This is a genomic window from Streptosporangium sp. NPDC002524 (genome assembly GCF_040295985.1).
Taxonomy (GTDB): domain Bacteria; phylum Actinomycetota; class Actinomycetes; order Streptosporangiales; family Streptosporangiaceae; genus Streptosporangium.
The window spans coordinates 1-16,695 of the sequence record NZ_JBEOWK010000001.1 but is presented as its reverse complement, the minus strand read 5'-3'; the positions used below and the strand labels follow the sequence as shown (position 1 = coordinate 16,695).

Annotated in this window: 14 protein-coding genes; 7 read left to right on the top strand and 7 right to left on the bottom strand. The window is 71.5% G+C overall.

Annotated features, from left to right (window positions below):
• Positions 1-208: 208 nt before the first annotated feature.
• Positions 209-934, bottom strand: a complete 726-nt coding sequence (locus ABT053_RS00070; protein WP_350966557.1) for a DUF2470 domain-containing protein — start codon at positions 932-934, stop codon at positions 209-211.
• An 87-nt stretch (positions 935-1,021) separates the two neighbouring features.
• On the opposite strand from ABT053_RS00070, the gene rpsD reads away from it, so the two are divergent.
• On the top strand, positions 1,022-1,636 hold the full coding sequence (gene rpsD, locus ABT053_RS00065; protein ID WP_350966556.1) for a 30S ribosomal protein S4: 615 nt from the start codon (positions 1,022-1,024) through the stop codon (positions 1,634-1,636).
• Here rpsD and ABT053_RS00060 read toward each other — a convergent pair.
• Together ABT053_RS00060 and ABT053_RS00055 are read right to left on the bottom strand one after the other, a co-directional pair.
• A complete protein-coding gene (locus ABT053_RS00060; protein WP_350966555.1) occupies positions 1,624-2,784 on the bottom strand; it encodes an ion transporter in 1,161 nt (386 codons plus the stop codon). The genes rpsD and ABT053_RS00060 overlap by 13 nt on opposite strands.
• A 318-nt stretch (positions 2,785-3,102) precedes the next feature.
• On the bottom strand, positions 3,103-3,738 hold the full coding sequence (locus ABT053_RS00055; protein WP_350966554.1) for a TetR/AcrR family transcriptional regulator: 636 nt from the start codon (positions 3,736-3,738) through the stop codon (positions 3,103-3,105).
• A 76-nt stretch (positions 3,739-3,814) separates the two neighbouring features.
• Between ABT053_RS00055 and ABT053_RS00050 the strand changes: the two genes are divergently transcribed.
• Both ABT053_RS00050 and ABT053_RS00045 read left to right on the top strand, forming a co-directional pair.
• Positions 3,815-4,723 carry an ABC transporter ATP-binding protein gene (locus ABT053_RS00050; protein ID WP_350966553.1) on the top strand — a complete coding sequence of 303 codons (909 nt, stop codon included), beginning with the start codon at positions 3,815-3,817 and terminating at the stop codon, positions 4,721-4,723.
• On the top strand, positions 4,720-5,451 hold the full coding sequence (locus tag ABT053_RS00045; protein ID WP_350966552.1) for an ABC transporter permease: 732 nt from the start codon (positions 4,720-4,722) through the stop codon (positions 5,449-5,451). The genes ABT053_RS00050 and ABT053_RS00045 overlap by 4 nt, the downstream gene beginning before the upstream one ends.
• Positions 5,452-5,503: 52 nt before the next feature.
• On the opposite strand, the gene ABT053_RS00040 is transcribed toward ABT053_RS00045, so the two are convergent.
• Both ABT053_RS00040 and ABT053_RS00035 read right to left on the bottom strand, forming a co-directional pair.
• The gene (locus tag ABT053_RS00040; RefSeq protein WP_350966551.1) at positions 5,504-5,734 is read right to left on the bottom strand and encodes a hypothetical protein; all 231 of its coding nucleotides are present in this window, start codon (positions 5,732-5,734) and stop codon (positions 5,504-5,506) included.
• A 4-nt stretch (positions 5,735-5,738) separates the two neighbouring features.
• Positions 5,739-7,097, bottom strand: coding sequence for a S8 family peptidase (locus ABT053_RS00035; protein ID WP_350966550.1), 1,359 nt, complete (start codon positions 7,095-7,097; stop codon positions 5,739-5,741).
• A 171-nt stretch (positions 7,098-7,268) separates the two neighbouring features.
• On the opposite strand from ABT053_RS00035, the gene ABT053_RS00030 reads away from it, so the two are divergent.
• Positions 7,269-9,359, top strand: a complete 2,091-nt coding sequence (locus ABT053_RS00030) for a spermine/spermidine synthase domain-containing protein (RefSeq protein WP_350966549.1) — start codon at positions 7,269-7,271, stop codon at positions 9,357-9,359.
• 273 nt (positions 9,360-9,632) lie between these two features.
• Here the strand turns inward: ABT053_RS00030 and ABT053_RS00025 are convergent, their stop codons facing one another.
• Together ABT053_RS00025 and ABT053_RS00020 are read right to left on the bottom strand one after the other, a co-directional pair.
• Positions 9,633-11,828 (bottom strand): LCP family protein, encoded by a 2,196-nt coding sequence (locus ABT053_RS00025; protein WP_350967092.1) that lies wholly within the window; start codon positions 11,826-11,828, stop codon positions 9,633-9,635.
• A gap of 158 nt (positions 11,829-11,986) precedes the next feature.
• Positions 11,987-13,180 (bottom strand): neutral zinc metallopeptidase, encoded by a 1,194-nt coding sequence (locus ABT053_RS00020; protein ID WP_350966548.1) that lies wholly within the window; start codon positions 13,178-13,180, stop codon positions 11,987-11,989.
• Between the two features lie 763 nt (positions 13,181-13,943).
• Between ABT053_RS00020 and ABT053_RS00015 the strand changes: the two genes are divergently transcribed.
• The 3 genes from ABT053_RS00015 (at position 13,944) to ABT053_RS00005 (ending at position 16,604) form a co-directional block, all read left to right on the top strand.
• On the top strand, positions 13,944-14,813 hold the full coding sequence (locus ABT053_RS00015; RefSeq protein ID WP_350966547.1) for a LysR family transcriptional regulator: 870 nt from the start codon (positions 13,944-13,946) through the stop codon (positions 14,811-14,813).
• A gap of 96 nt (positions 14,814-14,909) precedes the next feature.
• Entirely contained in the window at positions 14,910-15,743 is an 834-nt protein-coding gene (folP, locus tag ABT053_RS00010; protein WP_350966546.1) for a dihydropteroate synthase, read from the top strand.
• A gap of 243 nt (positions 15,744-15,986) precedes the next feature.
• A complete protein-coding gene (locus ABT053_RS00005) occupies positions 15,987-16,604 on the top strand; it encodes a VOC family protein (protein ID WP_350966545.1) in 618 nt (205 codons plus the stop codon).
• Positions 16,605-16,695 lie beyond the last annotated feature (91 nt).

Genomic DNA, 16,695 nt, shown 5'->3' with positions numbered 1-16,695 from the left:
CGCTCGGGATGATCGCACCCTGGGAATAATTTCGCGTCCTGGGTGGTTTCGCGCGGAACGGCCCGGCGCCATTTCCAATCGTGGCCGGAAACGGCGCCACAGAGATAAACGCGCGGCAGGACATCGGGAAATCGCCCGCCGGCCGTTGAACGGCCACCGCCCGATCATCCCACTAGCCGCCTCCCGGCCACCCAGCGGACACCCGCCGTCAGTGGTGGCAGAGCAGGCAGCGTACGGCGTGCTCCAAAGACTCCGCGTCGGTGATGGGCGAGGGCCAGGGGAGGCGGATCAGCGTCGGGTCGTCCACGCCGCAGCGGACGGTCGCCCCGAAGCGGTCGAGCTCCCAGAGCCAGGCCTCCGGCACCGGCGCGGCGAGCAGGGAGCCCAGCGCGGTCTCCAGCTGCCCGCGGTGGGAGTCGTTGATGTGGTGGAGCATGCGTTCGGCGTCGCCCATCAGGGGGTCGGGGGCGGCACCGAGATACTCCTCGGCGTCCAGCACGCCCGACTCCGGCCCGGTGAGATAGATCACCCTGCCGACGTCGACGCGCAGCAGCCGGGGGCCGTCCGTCCCTTCGAGCACCTCGAACAGAGCCTCGTCGGGGCAGCGCTCGGCGATCGCCACCGCCGTCTCACGCACCTCGGTCTCGGGCACGGTCTGCACCCAGCCCTGCACCTTGAGCAGGCCGCGCGACAGCTCGTGCTCTCCCAGCGAGCGGTTCGACGTCAGGTCCACGGTCACCACCGGCTCGTCCCGCGCGCCGTAGAGCGGGTCGCCCGGCAGGACGAGCAGCACGGGACGGCCGGCGCCGTCCACGCCGCCCTTGGCGGGCGTCGCCGCACCGGTGGTCCCGGAGATGGACACGTGGGTGGGAGCGGCGGTGGCGGCGAGGGTGCGGACCCGCTCGGGGATCGGCGGAGCGGTGACGGGCTGCATGAACCGGCTCTCCTTGAGGTCGGGAGATACTGCTGTGTAAGATTAGCCTTGCCTAACTAAGGTAGACCTAACCACAAAGGAGTGAGCATGCGCTACACCGGACCGAAGGTGCGTCTGTCCCGGAGGGCCGGCGTGCCGCTGACCCGCAAGGCCGTCCGCTATTTCGAGGAGCGCCCCTACCCGCCGGGTGAGCACGGTCGCAAGACCAACCGGCGGCAGACCGGTGACTACGGCCTGCGGTTGATGGAAAAGCAGAAGCTCCGCTGGTACTACGACGTCTCCGAGCGGCAGATGCGCCGCTACTGGGACCTGGCGCTGCGCGGCACCGGGCGGGCGGGCGCGGAGCTGGTGGTGCTGCTGGAGACGCGCCTCGCCTCCCTGGTCCTGCGCTCCGGTCTCGCCCCGTCCATTTACGCGGCCCGCCAGTACGTCGCCCACGGCCACATCACCGTGGACGGCCGCAAGGTCGACATCCCCAGCTACCTGGTCAAGCCGGGCCAGGTCATCGCGGTGCGCGAGAAGTCACGCCGGATGCAGCCCTTCGTCGCCGCCTCCGAGGGCACGTACGCGGACGACCGGATCGCCGCCTATCTCGACGTCAATCACGCCGAGCTCAAGTTCACCCTGTTCAGCCGTCCGCTGCGCGAGCAGGTCGTGGTCCCGGTGGACGAGCAGCTCGTGGTGGAGTTCTACTCGCGCTGACCTGACGCCGATCCGCGGCGCCGGCCCGCTGCCCCCCGGGTGGCGGGCTTTCTCGCGCCGCCGTTCCCTCGCGAGCCCTTGGCGTCCGCGCCGCCGTTCCCTTGTGTGCCCTTGGGGTCCGTGCCGCCGTTGCCTCGCGAGCCTTTGGCGTCCGCGCCGCCGTTCCCACGCGCGCCTTTGGCGTTCGCGTCGGCATCCGGGCCGCCGTTCCCTCGTGTGCTTTTGACGCCCGGGCCCGTGTCCGGGCCGCGGTTCCCCTCCGGGCGCGCGTCGCCGTTCGCGGGCGCGCGCCCGGAGGTCCGGCCGCCGTTCCCGGTCGCGTCCGGGGTGCCCTTCGCGGCCGGGACGGGAGCGCCGCCCGGTGTCACCGGGACCCGGTCCCGCAGCTCCCGTACCTCGGCCCGGAGTGTCGCCAGTTCGGTGAGCACCGCCCGGCCCAGGTCCTCGGTCGCCTGCACGGACTCCTCGGCGTGCTCCTCCTCCATCGCGCTGACCACCACCGCGATGAACAGGTTCAGCACCACGAAGGTGCACACCAGCATGAACGCCACGAAGAACACCCACGCCGACGGGTGTACGGCCATCACCTCGCGGGTGATGTCGGACCAGGCGTCCCCGGTCATCATCTGGAACAGGGTGAACAGCGAGGTGGGCAGGTCGCCGAAGTACTCCGGGGCGGTGACGTGATAGAGCTTCGTGCCCATCACCGCCGTGACGTAGAGCACCAGGGCCAGCAGCAGCACGATCGAGCTCATCCCCGGCAGCGCGGTGAGCAGCGCGGTCACCACCCGGCGCAGGCTCGGCACCACGGAGATCAGCCGCAACGCCCGCAGGATCCGCAGCGCCCGCAGCACCGAGAGCCCGCCCGCCGTGGGCAGCAGCGAGACCGTCACGATCGCGGCGTCGAAGAGGTTCCACGGGTTGCGGAAGAACCGCCAGCCGTAGGCGTAGAGCCTGGCGGCCAGTTCGACGACGAAGATGTAGAGCGCCAGGTGGTCGACGGCGGTGAGCACCGTGCCGTACCGCTCGACGGTCGCCACCGAGGTCTCCAGCCCGAGGGTGGCCGCGTTGATCACGATGACGGTGATGATGAACTGCTGGAAGCGGTGTGTTTCGAGCAGGGCGCGGAGACGCTCGCGCGGAGGCACGGGGACTCCTGGGGGGTCGGAGGGGCCGGGAACAGCCAAGATCATAACGGACTGGTGAAGTTCCGGATCCTCCATTGATGTCACGAACCATTTCGGTCAGGTGAACTTCGCGGTCCCCGGGAGTCGGGACACGCGCGGGCTCCACCGGTTTCGGGGGAGCCCACGTCCGTGAGGCCTCGCGCGTCAGCCGACCTGGCCGTGCGCGGCGGACTCGACGTAGGTCACGTCCGGCATGGTGCGGCCCCTCGCGATCACGAACGCCCCCGGGAGCCCGTGGTGTTCCACGTCGGCCAGGCCGAGCGCCGTGGCCGATTCGCCCTACCGGCGGGCGCAGTAGTCGCCGATGCCCGACTCCAGCAGCCCAAAGGCGCGTTCGGCGTGCCGTCGCAGGTCGGGGGCGATGGCGTCGAGGGTCTCGCCCGCCAGCATGCGCTCGACCGCGTGGGTCATCAGCCGGTGCAGCACCGCGCTGACCTGGGCGGCGACGAACACGGGGGTGAGGTCGCCGGGGCCGGCGCCGGCCTCCTCGGCGAGCGTCCTGGCCAGGGCCTTCTCCCGCGCCTCGTTCATCTCCCGCACCCGGCCGGTGAGTGACGGGCTCCGCGAGACCATGCGGGTGAAGGCGTCGCTTCCCTCGTGGAACCCGTAGCGGTGGTGGCGGGTGTCGAGCGCGTCCAGGAAGTCGCGGCGCAGCGCCCCCAGCGTGCCCTCGCCGGGCCTCCGCTCCCGTACGACCCTGCTGAGCAGGTCCTCCACCTCCTCCTGCCGGTCGAAGAGCAGGTCCTCCTTGGTGCCGAAGTAGTTGAAGACCGTGTTGACCGACACGTCGGCGGTCCTCGCGACCTCGGCCACCGTCACGTTGTCGAAGCCCTTCGTCACGAACAGCCACGTGGCGATGTCGGAGATGCGCTGCCGGGTCTCCCGTTTCTTGCGCTCGCGCAGGCCCTCGCTCATGGATGCCATCCTAGGTGTCGGACTATTTTTGTAGTCACTCCAAAATTGGTGTTACTGTAAAAATGGAGGCGATCAAATGATCAAGACATCGGCACTGAGCAAGACCTTCCCCGGCGGCGTGGCGGCCGTCCGGGGCGTCGACCTGGCGGTGGAGGCCGGGGAGATCGTCGGCTTCCTCGGCCCGAACGGCGCGGGGAAGACGACCACGATGCGGATGCTCACCACCCTGGTGCGTCCCACCGGCGGCACCGCCACGGTCGCGGGCCACGACCTGCTCACCGACCCGAGGGGCGTGCGGCGGCGCATCGGCTACGTGTCCCAGAGCGGTGGGATAGACCTGTCGAACCCGGTGGGGGAGGAGCTGGAACTGCACGCCATGCTGTACGGCATGCGCCCGGCCGAGGCCCGCGAACGGGTCGCAGAGGTGCTCGGCCGGTTCGGGCTCACCGAGCTGCGCGACCGGCCGGGCGGGGCGCTCTCCGGCGGTCAGCGCCGCCGTTTCGACCTCGCTTTCGGGCTGGTGCACGACCCCGTCCTGCTCTTCCTTGACGAGCCCACCACGGGCCTGGACCCGCAGAGCCGGGCCGCGCTGTGGGACCACATCAGACAACTGCGCGACGGCTTCGGCCTCACGGTCTTCCTGACCACGCACTACCTCGACGAGGCGGACACGCTCGCCGACCGCCTGTTCGTCATCGACGGCGGTGTGATCGTCGCCCGGGGCACCCCGGCCGAGCTCAAGGGCGGCACCGGCACCCTTGACGACGTCTTCCTGTCGATCACCGGCCGCTCCCTGAGGGACGACCCGCCGGGCTCCCCGGCAACGGACGGCGAACCCACCACCGGCCGCTTCCTTGAAGCCGATCCACCGGCCTCCTCGGACTTTTTGGGTTCTTCGGGCCCACCGAAGTCACCGGGCTCACCTGAGTCACCGGGAACGCGCGACGAGCGGCGGGCGGCTCACCTGGCGGGTGGGGAGCGATGAGCGTCGTCCGCGACACCTGGCTGATCTTCCGGCACAACGTCCGGATCTCGTTGCGGCAGAAGGCCGGGATCATTTTCGGGGTCCTGCAGCCGCTGCTCTACCTGGTGCTGTTCGGCCCGCTGTTCGTCACGATCGGCCCCTGGGAGACGCTCATCCCCGGCCTGCTCATCCAGGTGGCGCTGTTCAGCGCGGGCCTGGCGGGGTTCGGCATCGTGATGGACGCCAGGGCCGGGGTGCTGGAGCGGTTGCGGGTCACCCCGGCGCACCGCGTCTCCCTGCTGCTCGGCCGCGTCCTGGCCAACTCGCTCACCCTGGTGATCCAGTCGATCATGCTGATCGCGGTGGGCTACGCCTTCGGCCTGCGCGCGGCCGTTCCCGGTGTGCTGGTCGCGCTGCTGCTGATGATCCTGCTCGGCGTCAGCCTGGCCGCGCTGTCCAACGCCATCGCGCTCGTCATGGACCCCGAGGCGTTCGCGCCGATCATGAGCACGGCGATCGTCCCGCTGGTCCTGCTGTCCGGGGCGTTCCTGCCGATGTCGATGGCACCGGGCTGGCTGGACGTCCTGTCGCGGGCCACGCCGTTCCGCTACGTGCTGGAGGCGATGCGCGAGCTGTTCAACGGAAACTACGCGAACGGGACCGTCGGTCTCGGCGTCGCCGTGACCGTGGTCCTGTCCGTGCTCTGCGTCGTCGTGGGAACCCGCGTCTTCAACCGCGAGAACGCCTGACCGCCTGAACGCCCGACCGCCCGACCGCCTGATCGCCCGGCGGGCGCGGTGTTCAGCCAGGGGGTCCGTACGGCTCGATCTTCGGGTCGGAGTAGGGGCCCCCGCCCGCCGGGGCGACCCGGTGGGCGGCGGACTCGCTCACCCGCAGGCCGTACAGACCCTTGGCGGGGTCGATGAGCACCAGGCCGTAGTCGGTGTCGACGTCCTCCTCCGACAACTCCAGCCGCCGCATGGCCTGCGCGAGCGTCGCGTCGGACGGGAGCCGTACGGTGATCAGGAGCATGCACTCACGCTACGCGTTTGGCGCGGCGACGCAACGAGGCGAGGATCCCGGCGGTGTCGACGACGCCGTAGCCGTAGTCGTGGTCGAACCCGATGTCGCCCTGGTCGTCGGCGGTGCGCCGGAGCAGGGTGCGCAGCTGGGAGGGCGACAGGCGGGAGGAGGGCCACCGGGTGCGTACGGCCGCGACCAGCCCGGCGGCGACGGGGCACGCGGCCGAGGTGCCCGAGTCGGCCTCGTCGTCGCCGAAGGCCCCCGAGCCGGAGAAGTGGGTGTAGGCGCAGAGGTCGGGCTTGCGGGCGGTGAGGCGGCCGGGGCCCTGGGAGGAGTAGCCGACCCGCGCGCCCCGGACGTCGACGCCGCCGATCGACAGGACGCGCGGGTGGGAGTTGGCGCCCGTGATCGGCCGGCTGGGGTACGCGCACCGGCCGTCGGGACAGTCACGCCCGCAGTTTCCCGCGGCGAACAGCACGTCGGCGCCCGCCCGCTCCAGGCTCGCGACGATCAGGTTGAACGGGTGGGCCGGGTTGTCGGAGTAGTTGCCGGGATGGCCCGCGGGGAAGTCCCAGCCGGGGGAGAAGGAGCCCCAGCTGTTGCTGACGACCAGGGAGCGCGAGGCGGCGGGCTGGGCCTCCAGGACGGTGCGCAGGTGGGCGAAGGCCGCCACCGCGTCCGACAGCAGGCCGTCCAGCGCGCTGCCGCCGGGGCGCCGGGACAGCAGCACGGGCACGTCGATCAGCGACGCCCTCGGCGCGGCGATGAGCGCGTCGAAGGCGCACATCGTGCCGTGGTCGACGGGGAACTCGCCCGCCTCGCCCCGTACGCCCGACGGCTTCCAGCTGTGCTGCGCGTCGAGGGCCACGGCGCGGTCGAGGCGCCGGGCCACGTGCGCGGCGTTGATGCCGGTGTCGAGCACCGCGAGCGCGACGCCCGAGCCGTCGAGACCCTCGCGGGCCAGCTCGGCGACGGTCAGCAGCCGCTCCACGTCCCGCCAGTCGCCCACCGGGGGTGTGCCGCCGCAGGTGAGACCCCGCTCGATCACCGGGTCGGCGAAGACCCCCACGACGTCGGGACGGAGCGAGGGCAGCAGGGTGATCCGGGTGGAGACCTCGTCGTCGGAGATCTCCCCGCGGACCAGGACGGAGGCCTCGTTGTCGGCGAAGGAAAACGTCAGCGGCTGGTTGAGCGAGAGCGGGTCGCCCCCGGCGACGGGGACCGGCCGGGGCGCCACGACCGGGGTGAAGGAGGGATCCACGACGACCCCGGGCAGCGCGTCGGCGACGTCGGCCGCCGGGGTGCTCACCGTGGGATCGGCCACGGCCGCGACGACGTCTGGGGAGGGACGGAGCTGGAGCAGGACCCGCATGTGCACCACCGGGGTTCGAGGGGATCGGGCCCCACCACGTTCCTGCATCCGCCTCGATCGCGTCCAGCCGTTGAAATCACCCCCTATACGGACTCACAGGTTGTAAACCGGGTAAACGACAGGCGTGGATTTCCTTCCATGCGCGGGTACCGGTCACTAGCGTTGGGCGTCATGACCGCAGAGGCGGAGACGACTCCACCCCCCAGCCCCGATGACCGGCACACACACTGGCTGAGCACGCGGCCCAGACTCATAGTGGCCAGCGGTTTCATGCTCTTCCTGGAACTGGCCCTGATCCGGTGGACCGGATCGAACATCGTTCATCTGAGTTACTTCACCAACTTCGTCCTGCTGGGGTCCTTCCTCGGCATCGGGCTCGGCTTCCTGCGGGTGGGACGCAGCACCCGGCAGCCGTACTACTCGCCGATCGTGCTGGCCGCCCTGGTCCTGGTCGTGTGGCTCTTCCCGGTGACCGTGGACCGCCAGACCGAGGGCGTCCTGTACTGGACGAGCCTGAGCGCGAGCGGGCCGCCCCCCTGGCTCATCCTTCCGGTGATCTTCGCCGCGGCGGCGATCGTGCTGATGGGCCCGGCCGAGCTGGTCGGGCGGTGCTTCCCCGAGCTCGAACGGCTGGAGGCCTACCGCTACGACCTGATCGGCAGCCTCAGCGGCATCGCGCTGTTCACCGCGCTGTCGTTCCTCAGCGCGCCCCCGGTGGTGTGGGGCACGATCGCCGCGATCGCCTACGCGGTGCTGCTCTGGCCCCGCAAGGTCTGGGCCCGCGCGGCGCTGCTCGTGCCGTCGCTGATCGTCGTCGGCGTCCTCGCGACGGAGACGCTGACGGCCGGGGCGCTGTGGTCGCCCTACTACAAGGTGACCTACGTGCGCGGCTACTGGAACGACGTGCCGCTGATGAACATCGACGTCAACGGCATCCCGCACCAGCAGGCCACCCCGGCCAAGAGCCGCCTGGAGTGGGAGCGCCAGTACGCCCTGCCGTACGAGCGCGCGGCCTCCGGCAAGCTGGACAACGTGCTCATCGTGGGCGCGGGCAGCGGCACCGACGTGTCGATCGCGCTGTCGAAGGGCGCCAAGCACGTCGACGCCGTGGAGATCGACCCCAAGCTGCTCGAACTCGGCCGCTCCTACCATCCGGACAACCCCTACAGCGATCCCCGGGTCACCACCCACGTCACCGACGGCCGCGCCTTCCTGGAACGGACCTCCGACAAGTACGACCTGATCCTCTTCGCGCTGCCCGACTCGCTCACCCTGGTGTCCGGGGCGAGCTCGCTGCGGCTGGAGAGCTACCTGTTCACCCGGCAGGCGATGGAGGCGGCCAGGGACCACCTCAAGCCCGGCGGCGCCTTCTCGATGTACAACTACTACCGCGAGACCTGGCTGGTGGACCGCCTCGGCTCCACCATGCAGGCCGCCTTCGGCCACAAGCCCTGCGTCGACATCGTCAGCGAGACCGGCCAGCAGGCGGTGATCACCGCGGGGCTCACCACCGAGGCGCAGCGCTGCGGCTCGGAGTGGGCGGGGGCGACCGCCGACACCCCGCCCCCGGCGAGCGACGACCGGCCCTTCCTCTACCTGAAGGACCAGACGATCCCGCAGATCTACATCATCACCCTCGGCCTGATCCTCGTCGTGAGCCTGCTCGCCGTCCGCGCCGTCGCCGGTCCGTACCGGAGGATGCGCCCGTACGCGGACCTCTTCCTGCTCGGGGTGGCGTTCCTGCTGCTGGAGACGAAGAGCGTCACCGGGTTCGCGCTGCTGTTCGGCACCACCTGGGTGGTGAACGCGATCGTGTTCGGCGGGGTGCTGGTCGCCGTGCTCGCCGCGGTGGAGGTGACCCGCCGCTTCCGGGTGCCGTCCCTGCCGGTGATGTACGGCGTGCTGCTCGCCGGGCTCGTCCTGGCCTGGCTGGTGCCCAACTCCTGGCTGCTGAGCCTGCCGCTGCCACTGCGCGCGGTGACCGCCGTGGTCGTGGCGTTCCTGCCGATCTTCGCGGCCAACGTGGTGTTCGCCAAGCGCTTCGCCGACTCCGCGGACGCCACGGTGTCCTTCGGCGCCAACCTGCTGGGCGCGATGGTCGGCGGCTGCCTGGAGTACCTGGCTCTGATCATCGGCTACCAGGGACTGCTGATCGTGGCGGGCCTGGTCTACCTGGGCGCCTTCGCCCTGCTGCCCAGGAAGTCCGGGGGAGTCGGGGGGATCGGCGGCGCCGGGGGCGCGGGAGTGGCCAAGGTCGGCTGAGGCCGGCTGAGGTCGGCGGGTTCCGGGTGGTTCCGGGGTTCTGAGGCACCGGGATTCCGGTGTCCCGGAGTCCCGGAACCCCGGGGTTCCGGGGTCTCGCAGCACCGGAGTCCCGGGGGCCCCGGGGCCCGGAAGTCCCGTCCCGGAGTCCCGGAGTCCCGGAGTCCCGGAAAAGCACTGTGGCCCGTCCTCCCGTGAAGGAGGGCGGGCCACTCGCTTGTGGCGGTCGCGCGGGGACGTCCCGTCAGTGGGTGGGCCGCCCGCGCGGGGCCGTCAGAATCCGCAGAGCTCGTCCAGGGACTCGGCCTCGCCGTTCTGGGTGGGCGTCTGGCTCGGGCCGGCCGCCACCGCCGTCCTGGAGGGCTTGGGCGTGGCGGTGGGCGTCGCGCCGCTCGCCCCGCTCGTACCGCTCGTGCCGGGGGAGGCCGTCGCGGCCAGGGGGCGGCGGGCGGGCTGCAGCGACCGGCGCAGCGCCCTGGAGGTCGCGGTACGGATCTTCTGCCAGTCGGGCGAGCCGGTGTAGAACTCCGGCGGTACGAACTGGAGGCTGACGATCCTGGCGTCCTTGACCTTCAGTCCCAGTTCGATGATGTGCTCAAGCAGCTCGCGGGGGATGTCGGTCTTGGCCATCTTCTTGGCCACGCCCGCGATCTTGGCGAAGTTGGTGAGCACGACCGACGGGGTGGCCTGCTGGGCGAAGGCGCCGATGACGCAGCGCTGGCGGGCCATCCGGGAGAAGTCGTCGCTGCCGACCCGGGAGCGCCCGTACCAGAGGGCCTCCTCGCCGGAGAGCTTCCGGTATCCGGCCTTGATGGTCCCCGCGGTGCCGTAGAGGCCGCCCCACGGGACGTCGCGCTCCACCCTGATCCTGAGACCGCCGATGGCGTCCACCAGGTGGGCGAAGCCGAACATGTTGACCAGGGCGTAGTAGTCGATCTTCAGGTTGAGCGTGTAGCCGATGGCGTCCATGAGCGCCCGGGGGCCCCGCTGCCCGTCCTTGACCCCGGGCATCAGCTCGGGGTGGTCCTCGGCGTACTGCCAGACCTCGTTGAGCAGGCCGCCGTTGGGCAGCTCGCGCATGAAGCCGTCGGGGAACCGCTTGCCGAGCGCGCTGCCGGGGGGGAAGCGGACGTGCTGGAGGTTGCGGGGGAGGCTGAACATGGCGGTGTTGCCGGTCGCGACGTGCACGCTGGCCATGGTCATGCTGTCGGTCCGCACGCCCTCCCGGTTCCCGGCGCCGTCGCCGCCGACGAGCAGGAAGTTCACCCGCTTGCGCCCGCCCCACGGGTCCTCGTGCTTGACGGGGACGGCCGTGGGGTTGCCCGCGGCGGGCGCGAAGATGGCGTTGGCCGTCTCCTTGCCGGTCAGCACGGTGCTCGCGGTCAGCGCGAACGGCGCCATCACCGCCACGCACAGCACGCCGACCGCGATGCCCGACACGATCTGCCCCCTGCCGCTGAGCCGGTCGGGCCCGAGGGAGATGTAGGAGAAGAGCAGCAGCAGGAACCAGGCGATCGCGCCGACGATGGCCAGGACCGCCCCGGTCATCAGCGTGCTGTCGCGGGCGAGGAACCCCGCGTTCCCCTCACCGCTGAGGATGAGCGCGCCGACCAGGATGGACAGCAGCAGCGCGCCGAAGATCGTGAGCAGGATGTACCCGGTGCGGCGGTGGCCAGACCGCAGGTGCGCCGCGCCGGGGAGGATCGCCGACAGCGCGGTCCAGCCGATGAGCGCGCCGACCGTGAGCGGCCTGGCGAACCGCGGGCGCTTCCCGGGAGGACCGGGCTGGTCGGGGGGTCCCGGGGGTCCGGGAGGAGATCCGGCGGGCTCTCCGGTCTGTCCCCCCGGCTGAACCTGCCCCTGGACCGGCCCCGCGCCGTGGACCGGCTGGGCGTCCTGGCCGGGCCGCGTGTCCGCTCCGGCCTGCGAGGGGGAGGCCGTCCGCCCGTCGGGCGCGCCCTGGGAGGGGAGGGTCTCCTGCCCGTTGTACGCGGCCTGCCCGCTGGGCACGCCGTGCGGGGGAGGCGCCCCCTGGCCGTTGGGCGCACCGTGCGGGGTCCCCTGGCCGTTGGGTACGACGTGCGCGGGGGGAGTTCCCTGCCCGTTGGGTACGCCGTGCGGGGGCGGCGTCCCCTGGCCGTTGGTGCCCCGGCCGTTGGGCGGGCCCTGGAGAGGGTACGCCTCCTGCCCTCCGGCGGCGCCCCGTGCGACGGGCCGGGGCTGCGGGGGAAGCGTCCCCCGCCCGTCCGGTACGCCCTGGACCGGGTCGGGAACCGCCCGGAGCCCGTCGCGCGCGTCCCCGGCGGGAGGGTCCTGGGCCGGTGACGCGCCGGGCGGGCCAGGGGGGACTCGCGTCTCGGCCGGACCCTGCGCGCCGCCGCGGCCCGTACCCGAGCCACCGCTGCGGCGCCGGGGGCGCCGTTTCCCACTGTCGCCGGCGAGATCCCCCGAGTCTTGCCCAAGGCGCATCGTCACACCGCTTCCTACTACTTTTTGCCCCGGTCTACCTGCCAAAACAGCCAGGTTCCCCGATTGAACGGAATTTGCCAGGATTCTAGTCCCCATACCTGGACATGACAGACAGATGGCTAATCTGTGGTGAATGATCCCTTAAGTCGTGACGTCGGCTAAGACGTCGATGACGAGGGCGCCAACCAGGTGTTGCACTGGAACGCCTTGTTCTTCTCGTAGCCCTGGCGGAACCACCGGTTGTTGTTGCGCGGGGAGCCGTGGTCCCGGGGGTAGCCGGGCCAGTCGCCCACGCGGGAGTAGAAGTAGTAGAGGGTGTTGCGCCGGGCCGGGGTCACCGGGTAGCTGGCCGAGACCGAGCGCATGAACATCGCGCCGAAGCAGGTCGCCTGGAGCTCGAACCTGCGGCTCAGCGCGAGCCTCCCGCTCCGGCTGCCGGACCGCAGCGACCGCTGCCACCAGGTGTTGGACAGCCCCGACATCTGCTGCACGTGGTGCCCGTACTCGTGCGCCATCATGCTGATCACCCCGCCGTGCCACTCGGTGATCGAGCCGTACCCGCCGGAGTCGCCCACCCCCCGCACCATCGCCCTGGTCGAGGCGTAGATGGTGGTGTTGCGCGGGCAGTAGTACGGCACCATGCTGCCCGGCGAGGGGAAGTCGCCGCAGGCGCCGCGGCCCTTCGTCGCGGTGAGGGCGTAGCCGGGCGGGCGCCAGTCCAGGCCCTGCCCGCGCATGATCTGGGACCAGCCCTTGTCCATGCACTTGGACGTCCTGAGGATCAGCGCCTTGAGCTGGCTGTGGCTGTAGATGCTGGCCGATCCCCCCGGGCAGTTCACCCTGGGCAGGCCTCCGGCCCGGTAGAGCGTGTTGTTCTCCAGGCTGGTGTTGAGCGTCCGCACCTTGGCCGGGGGCTTGATCGTGTCCTCCGAGATGTCGGAGGAGGCCGTCGTCCGCCTCGGCTCGGAGGTGGGCCGGTACGACGGCCTGCTGTCCAGGGTGGTGGGCAGCGGCAGGATCGCGACCGGCGAGACCGGATCCGGGCGGCGGCTGTTCTTGGCCACCGCGCCCATCACCACGAGCCCGACGAACACCAGCGCGAACACGCCGAGGATCCCGCCGACGATCGCCCCGGCACCGCTGGAGCGCGGGCGCTGCGGCTGCCACTGCGGCGGCGGGTAGGCGTGCCGCTGCCGGGGGTCCGGCGGCGGTGGCGTCGGCGGGGCCGGGTGCCCGTAGGGCGCCTGCCCGTACGGCGGCTGTCCGTACGGCGGCTGTCCGTACGGCGGCTGTCCGTACGGCGGCTGTCCGTACGGCGCCTGGCCCCCGGGCCGCGTCTGCCCGTACGGCATCTGGCCGCCGGGCCGCGCCGGCGGATGCCGGTATCCCGGTCCCGGCGGTGGCTGCCGCGGAGGCGCCGGCGGGGGTGGGGGCGGGGCCGGGAAACGCGGCTGTCCCGGCGGCGGATACCCCGGGGGCGGCGGCTGGGGGTGGCCCTGGGGCGGGTACCCCTGGCCGGGCGGGGGTGGGGGTGGCTGCCGGGTGGGGGCGGGCGGGTACCCGTACCCGGGAGGGAATCCCCGTCCTGGCGGCGACGCCGGGTGGCTCCCGTGCCCCGGCGGCGCTGCTGGACGGTTTCCCTGTGTCGGTGGTCCCGGCGGATATCCCGCCTGTCCCGGTGGGGGCCCCGGCGGTGGTCCCGGTGGATCCCCTTGCCCCGCCGGTGGACCCCCCTGCCCCGGCGGGCCTCCCTGCCCCGGATAGGCGGGCAGGTGCGAATATCCCTGTCCCGGTGGCGGCGGCTGCGGTGGATGCCCCGGTGGCGGCGGTTGAGGATGGCCCTGAGCCGCCCACTCGGGCGGTGCCTGGGGTGGTCGCCCCTGAGGTGGAGGGGGCGGTGGGGGGTAATGCCCGTTGCCTGTCACGCTGTCTCCCCGTTGACCCGAGCGTCCGATGTTGAGCTACGGGTCCGGACTTTTGCCGAATTTGGGGCGTAAGCATACTGATTTATCATCCGTCACGGATGTCGCTGCATTCGATTACATTCCGAAATCATCCGAGGTGATCTCCGCGATGTACCGGACCGATCCAGGGCCCGTGACCTAGCTTCAAATCATGAATCTGCAGCAGCTCCGCTATGTGGTCGCGACGGCGGAGCATCGCACCATGACCGACGCGGCCAGGTCGCTGTACATCGCACAACCTGCCCTTTCCCGTGCGATCAGAGATTTGGAACGAGAGCTCGGGATGACGTTGTTCGCACGTTCCGGACGTGGCGTGGTCGTCACGGCGCAGGGACGCCGGGTGGTCAAGCTGGCCCGGGAGGCGCTCGACGCCGTCCGCGAGATCGAGTCATTGTCCACGCACGGCCACGCGTCCGAGGCGGAGCTCCGCATCGCCTCGATACCCAGCCTCGAACCGGGGCTGGCAGGACGCCTCCTCCCCGCGTACACCGCCGAACATCCCGGGGTACGCATTCACATCGTCCGCTGTGACGGGCGGGACGGCGTGGTGAGCGCCATCAGGGACCAGAGGGCCGATCTCGGCCTGACGGACCTGCCCGTCCCCACCGATCTGATCAGCCATCCGCTGGAGCGCCAGGAGATCGTGCTGATCTCCCCGCCCGGCGTGGACCTGCCCGACCCGGTGCCGATGAGGAGACTCAACGGCATGCGGCTGGTGCTGCCGGTTCCCGGCAGTTCCCGGCGCAGGGAGTTCGACGCGCTCTTCGCCAAACACGGTGTGGCCCCCGTGGTGGCGACGCAGCTCGACGAGCGCGGCAACTGGCTGAGCACCGTCCGTTCGGGTACGGCCTCGATGCTCTGGTACCGGGGGATGGCCGAGCAGGCCGCCCGCGCCGGACTCGTGGTCCGCACCCTCGATCCCTCGGTCCGCCGGGTGATCGCCATCGTTCACGCGCGACGGCGGCTGCCCGCCATCGCCCAGGAGTTCCTGTCCGTGGCCGAAAGTGGGTCGGCCGCGTAGGAGCCCCGAGGCTCGTCAGTTTTCCCCGTTTCCCCCCAGAGGCGGCGCAGGTGGGAGCGCCGTCCTCTCCGACACCGGGCTATAGGCTCGGTCTCGATGACTATCTTGCGCCTGCGCGGCCGTGAGTTCCGGCCCGGCGAGTTCGCGATCATGGCGGTGGTCAACCGCACCCCCGACTCCTTCTTCGACAGGGGAAGGACGTACGGCTTCGCGGCGGCCCTGGAGGCGGTGGACGGTGCCGTCGCGGGAGGCGCGGACATCGTCGACATCGGCGGCGTCAAGGCGGGTCCCGGCGACGAGGTCGATCCCGCGGAGGAGATCCGCCGGGTGGCCGACCTGGTCGCGGAGGTCAGGCGCCGTCACCCCCGGCTCGTCGTCAGCGTCGACACCTGGCGCGCGGAGGTCGCCGAGGTCGTCGCCGAGGCGGGCGCGGACCTGCTCAACGACACCTGGGGCGGGGTCGACCCCGAGCTGGCCGGGGTCGCCGCCAAGCACGGCATCGGCCTGGTCTGCGCGCACGCCGGTCGCGTGACCCCGCGCACCCGCCCGCACCGCATCGCCTACGCCGACGTGGTCGCCGACGTCATCGGCTACACCGTCGGCCTCGCCGAGCGCGCCGTCGCCGCGGGGGTGCCCAGGGAGTCGATCCTCATCGACCCGGCGCACGACTTCGGCAAGAACACCTGGCACTCCCTGGAGGTCAGCCGCCGCCTGGACGAGATGGTCGCCACCGGCTGGCCGGTGCTCGTCGCGGTCTCCAACAAGGACTTCGTCGGCGAGACCCTCGGCGGCCTGCCGGTGGACGAGCGCCACGCGGGGACCATGGCCACGCTGGCGGTCTCCGCCTGGCAGGGCGCCCGGGTCTTCCGGGTCCACGACGCCGCGTCCGCCCGCGCCGCCCTGGCCACCGTCGAGAGCCTGCGCCGATGACGGTGCCGACACCGGTGACAGTGCCGGTGGCGATGCCGATGCCGATGCCGATGCCAGTGACGGTGTCACCGTCATCGTCCCCCTCACGACCCTCGCCGATGACAGTGCCGGTACCGATGACAGTGCCGGTACCGATGACGGTGCCGGTACCGGTGCCGGTGGTGACGCCCGCCTCGCACCGCGAGTACACCTCTCCTGCGGGCGCCGAGCCGCCCGCCGCAAACACGGACGGGAGCCCGACCCATGCCGGAAGAACTGCTCGACCACCTCGTCTACGCCACCCCCGACCTGTACGCGACCGTGCGGGAGCTCGCGGGCCTGTTCGGCGCGGAGCCCGTCGAGGGCGGGCGCCACGTGGGCCTGGGCACCCGCAACTACCTGCTGGGCCTGGGCGGGCGCCGATACCTGGAGATCATCGGCCCTGATCCCGAACAGCCCGATCCCGGCCTCGCCCGGCCGTTCGGCCTCGACCTGCTGCCCGGCCCGCGCCTGGTCACCTGGGCGATCCACCCGGCCGACCTCGACGCGACCGTCGCGCGGGCCCGCGAGCGCGGGTACGAACCGGGCGACGTCCACCCGATGTCGCGCCGCACCCCGGAGGGCGAGCTGCTGGAGTGGCGGCTCACCACCTCGCCCGACGACACCGGCGACGGCCTGGTCCCGTTCCTGATCGACTGGGGGAGCACGGCGCACCCCGCCGAGCGCGGCCTGCCCGTGGTGGAGCTGACCTCGCTCACCGCCTCCCACCCCGACCCCGAGGCCGTCGCCGGTTACCTGGCCGCGCTCGGGGCCGAGCTGGAGGTGGCCGCCGGTGACGAGCCCCGCCTGGTGGCCGTGATCGGCGGGATCAGGCTGTCCTAGGCCGTGTCTTCAAAGGTCATAACCAGAGCAGTAGCGATGCGAGGGTGACTACGGCGGTGTAGGACGTGGCGGTCTTGTCGTAGCGGGTGGC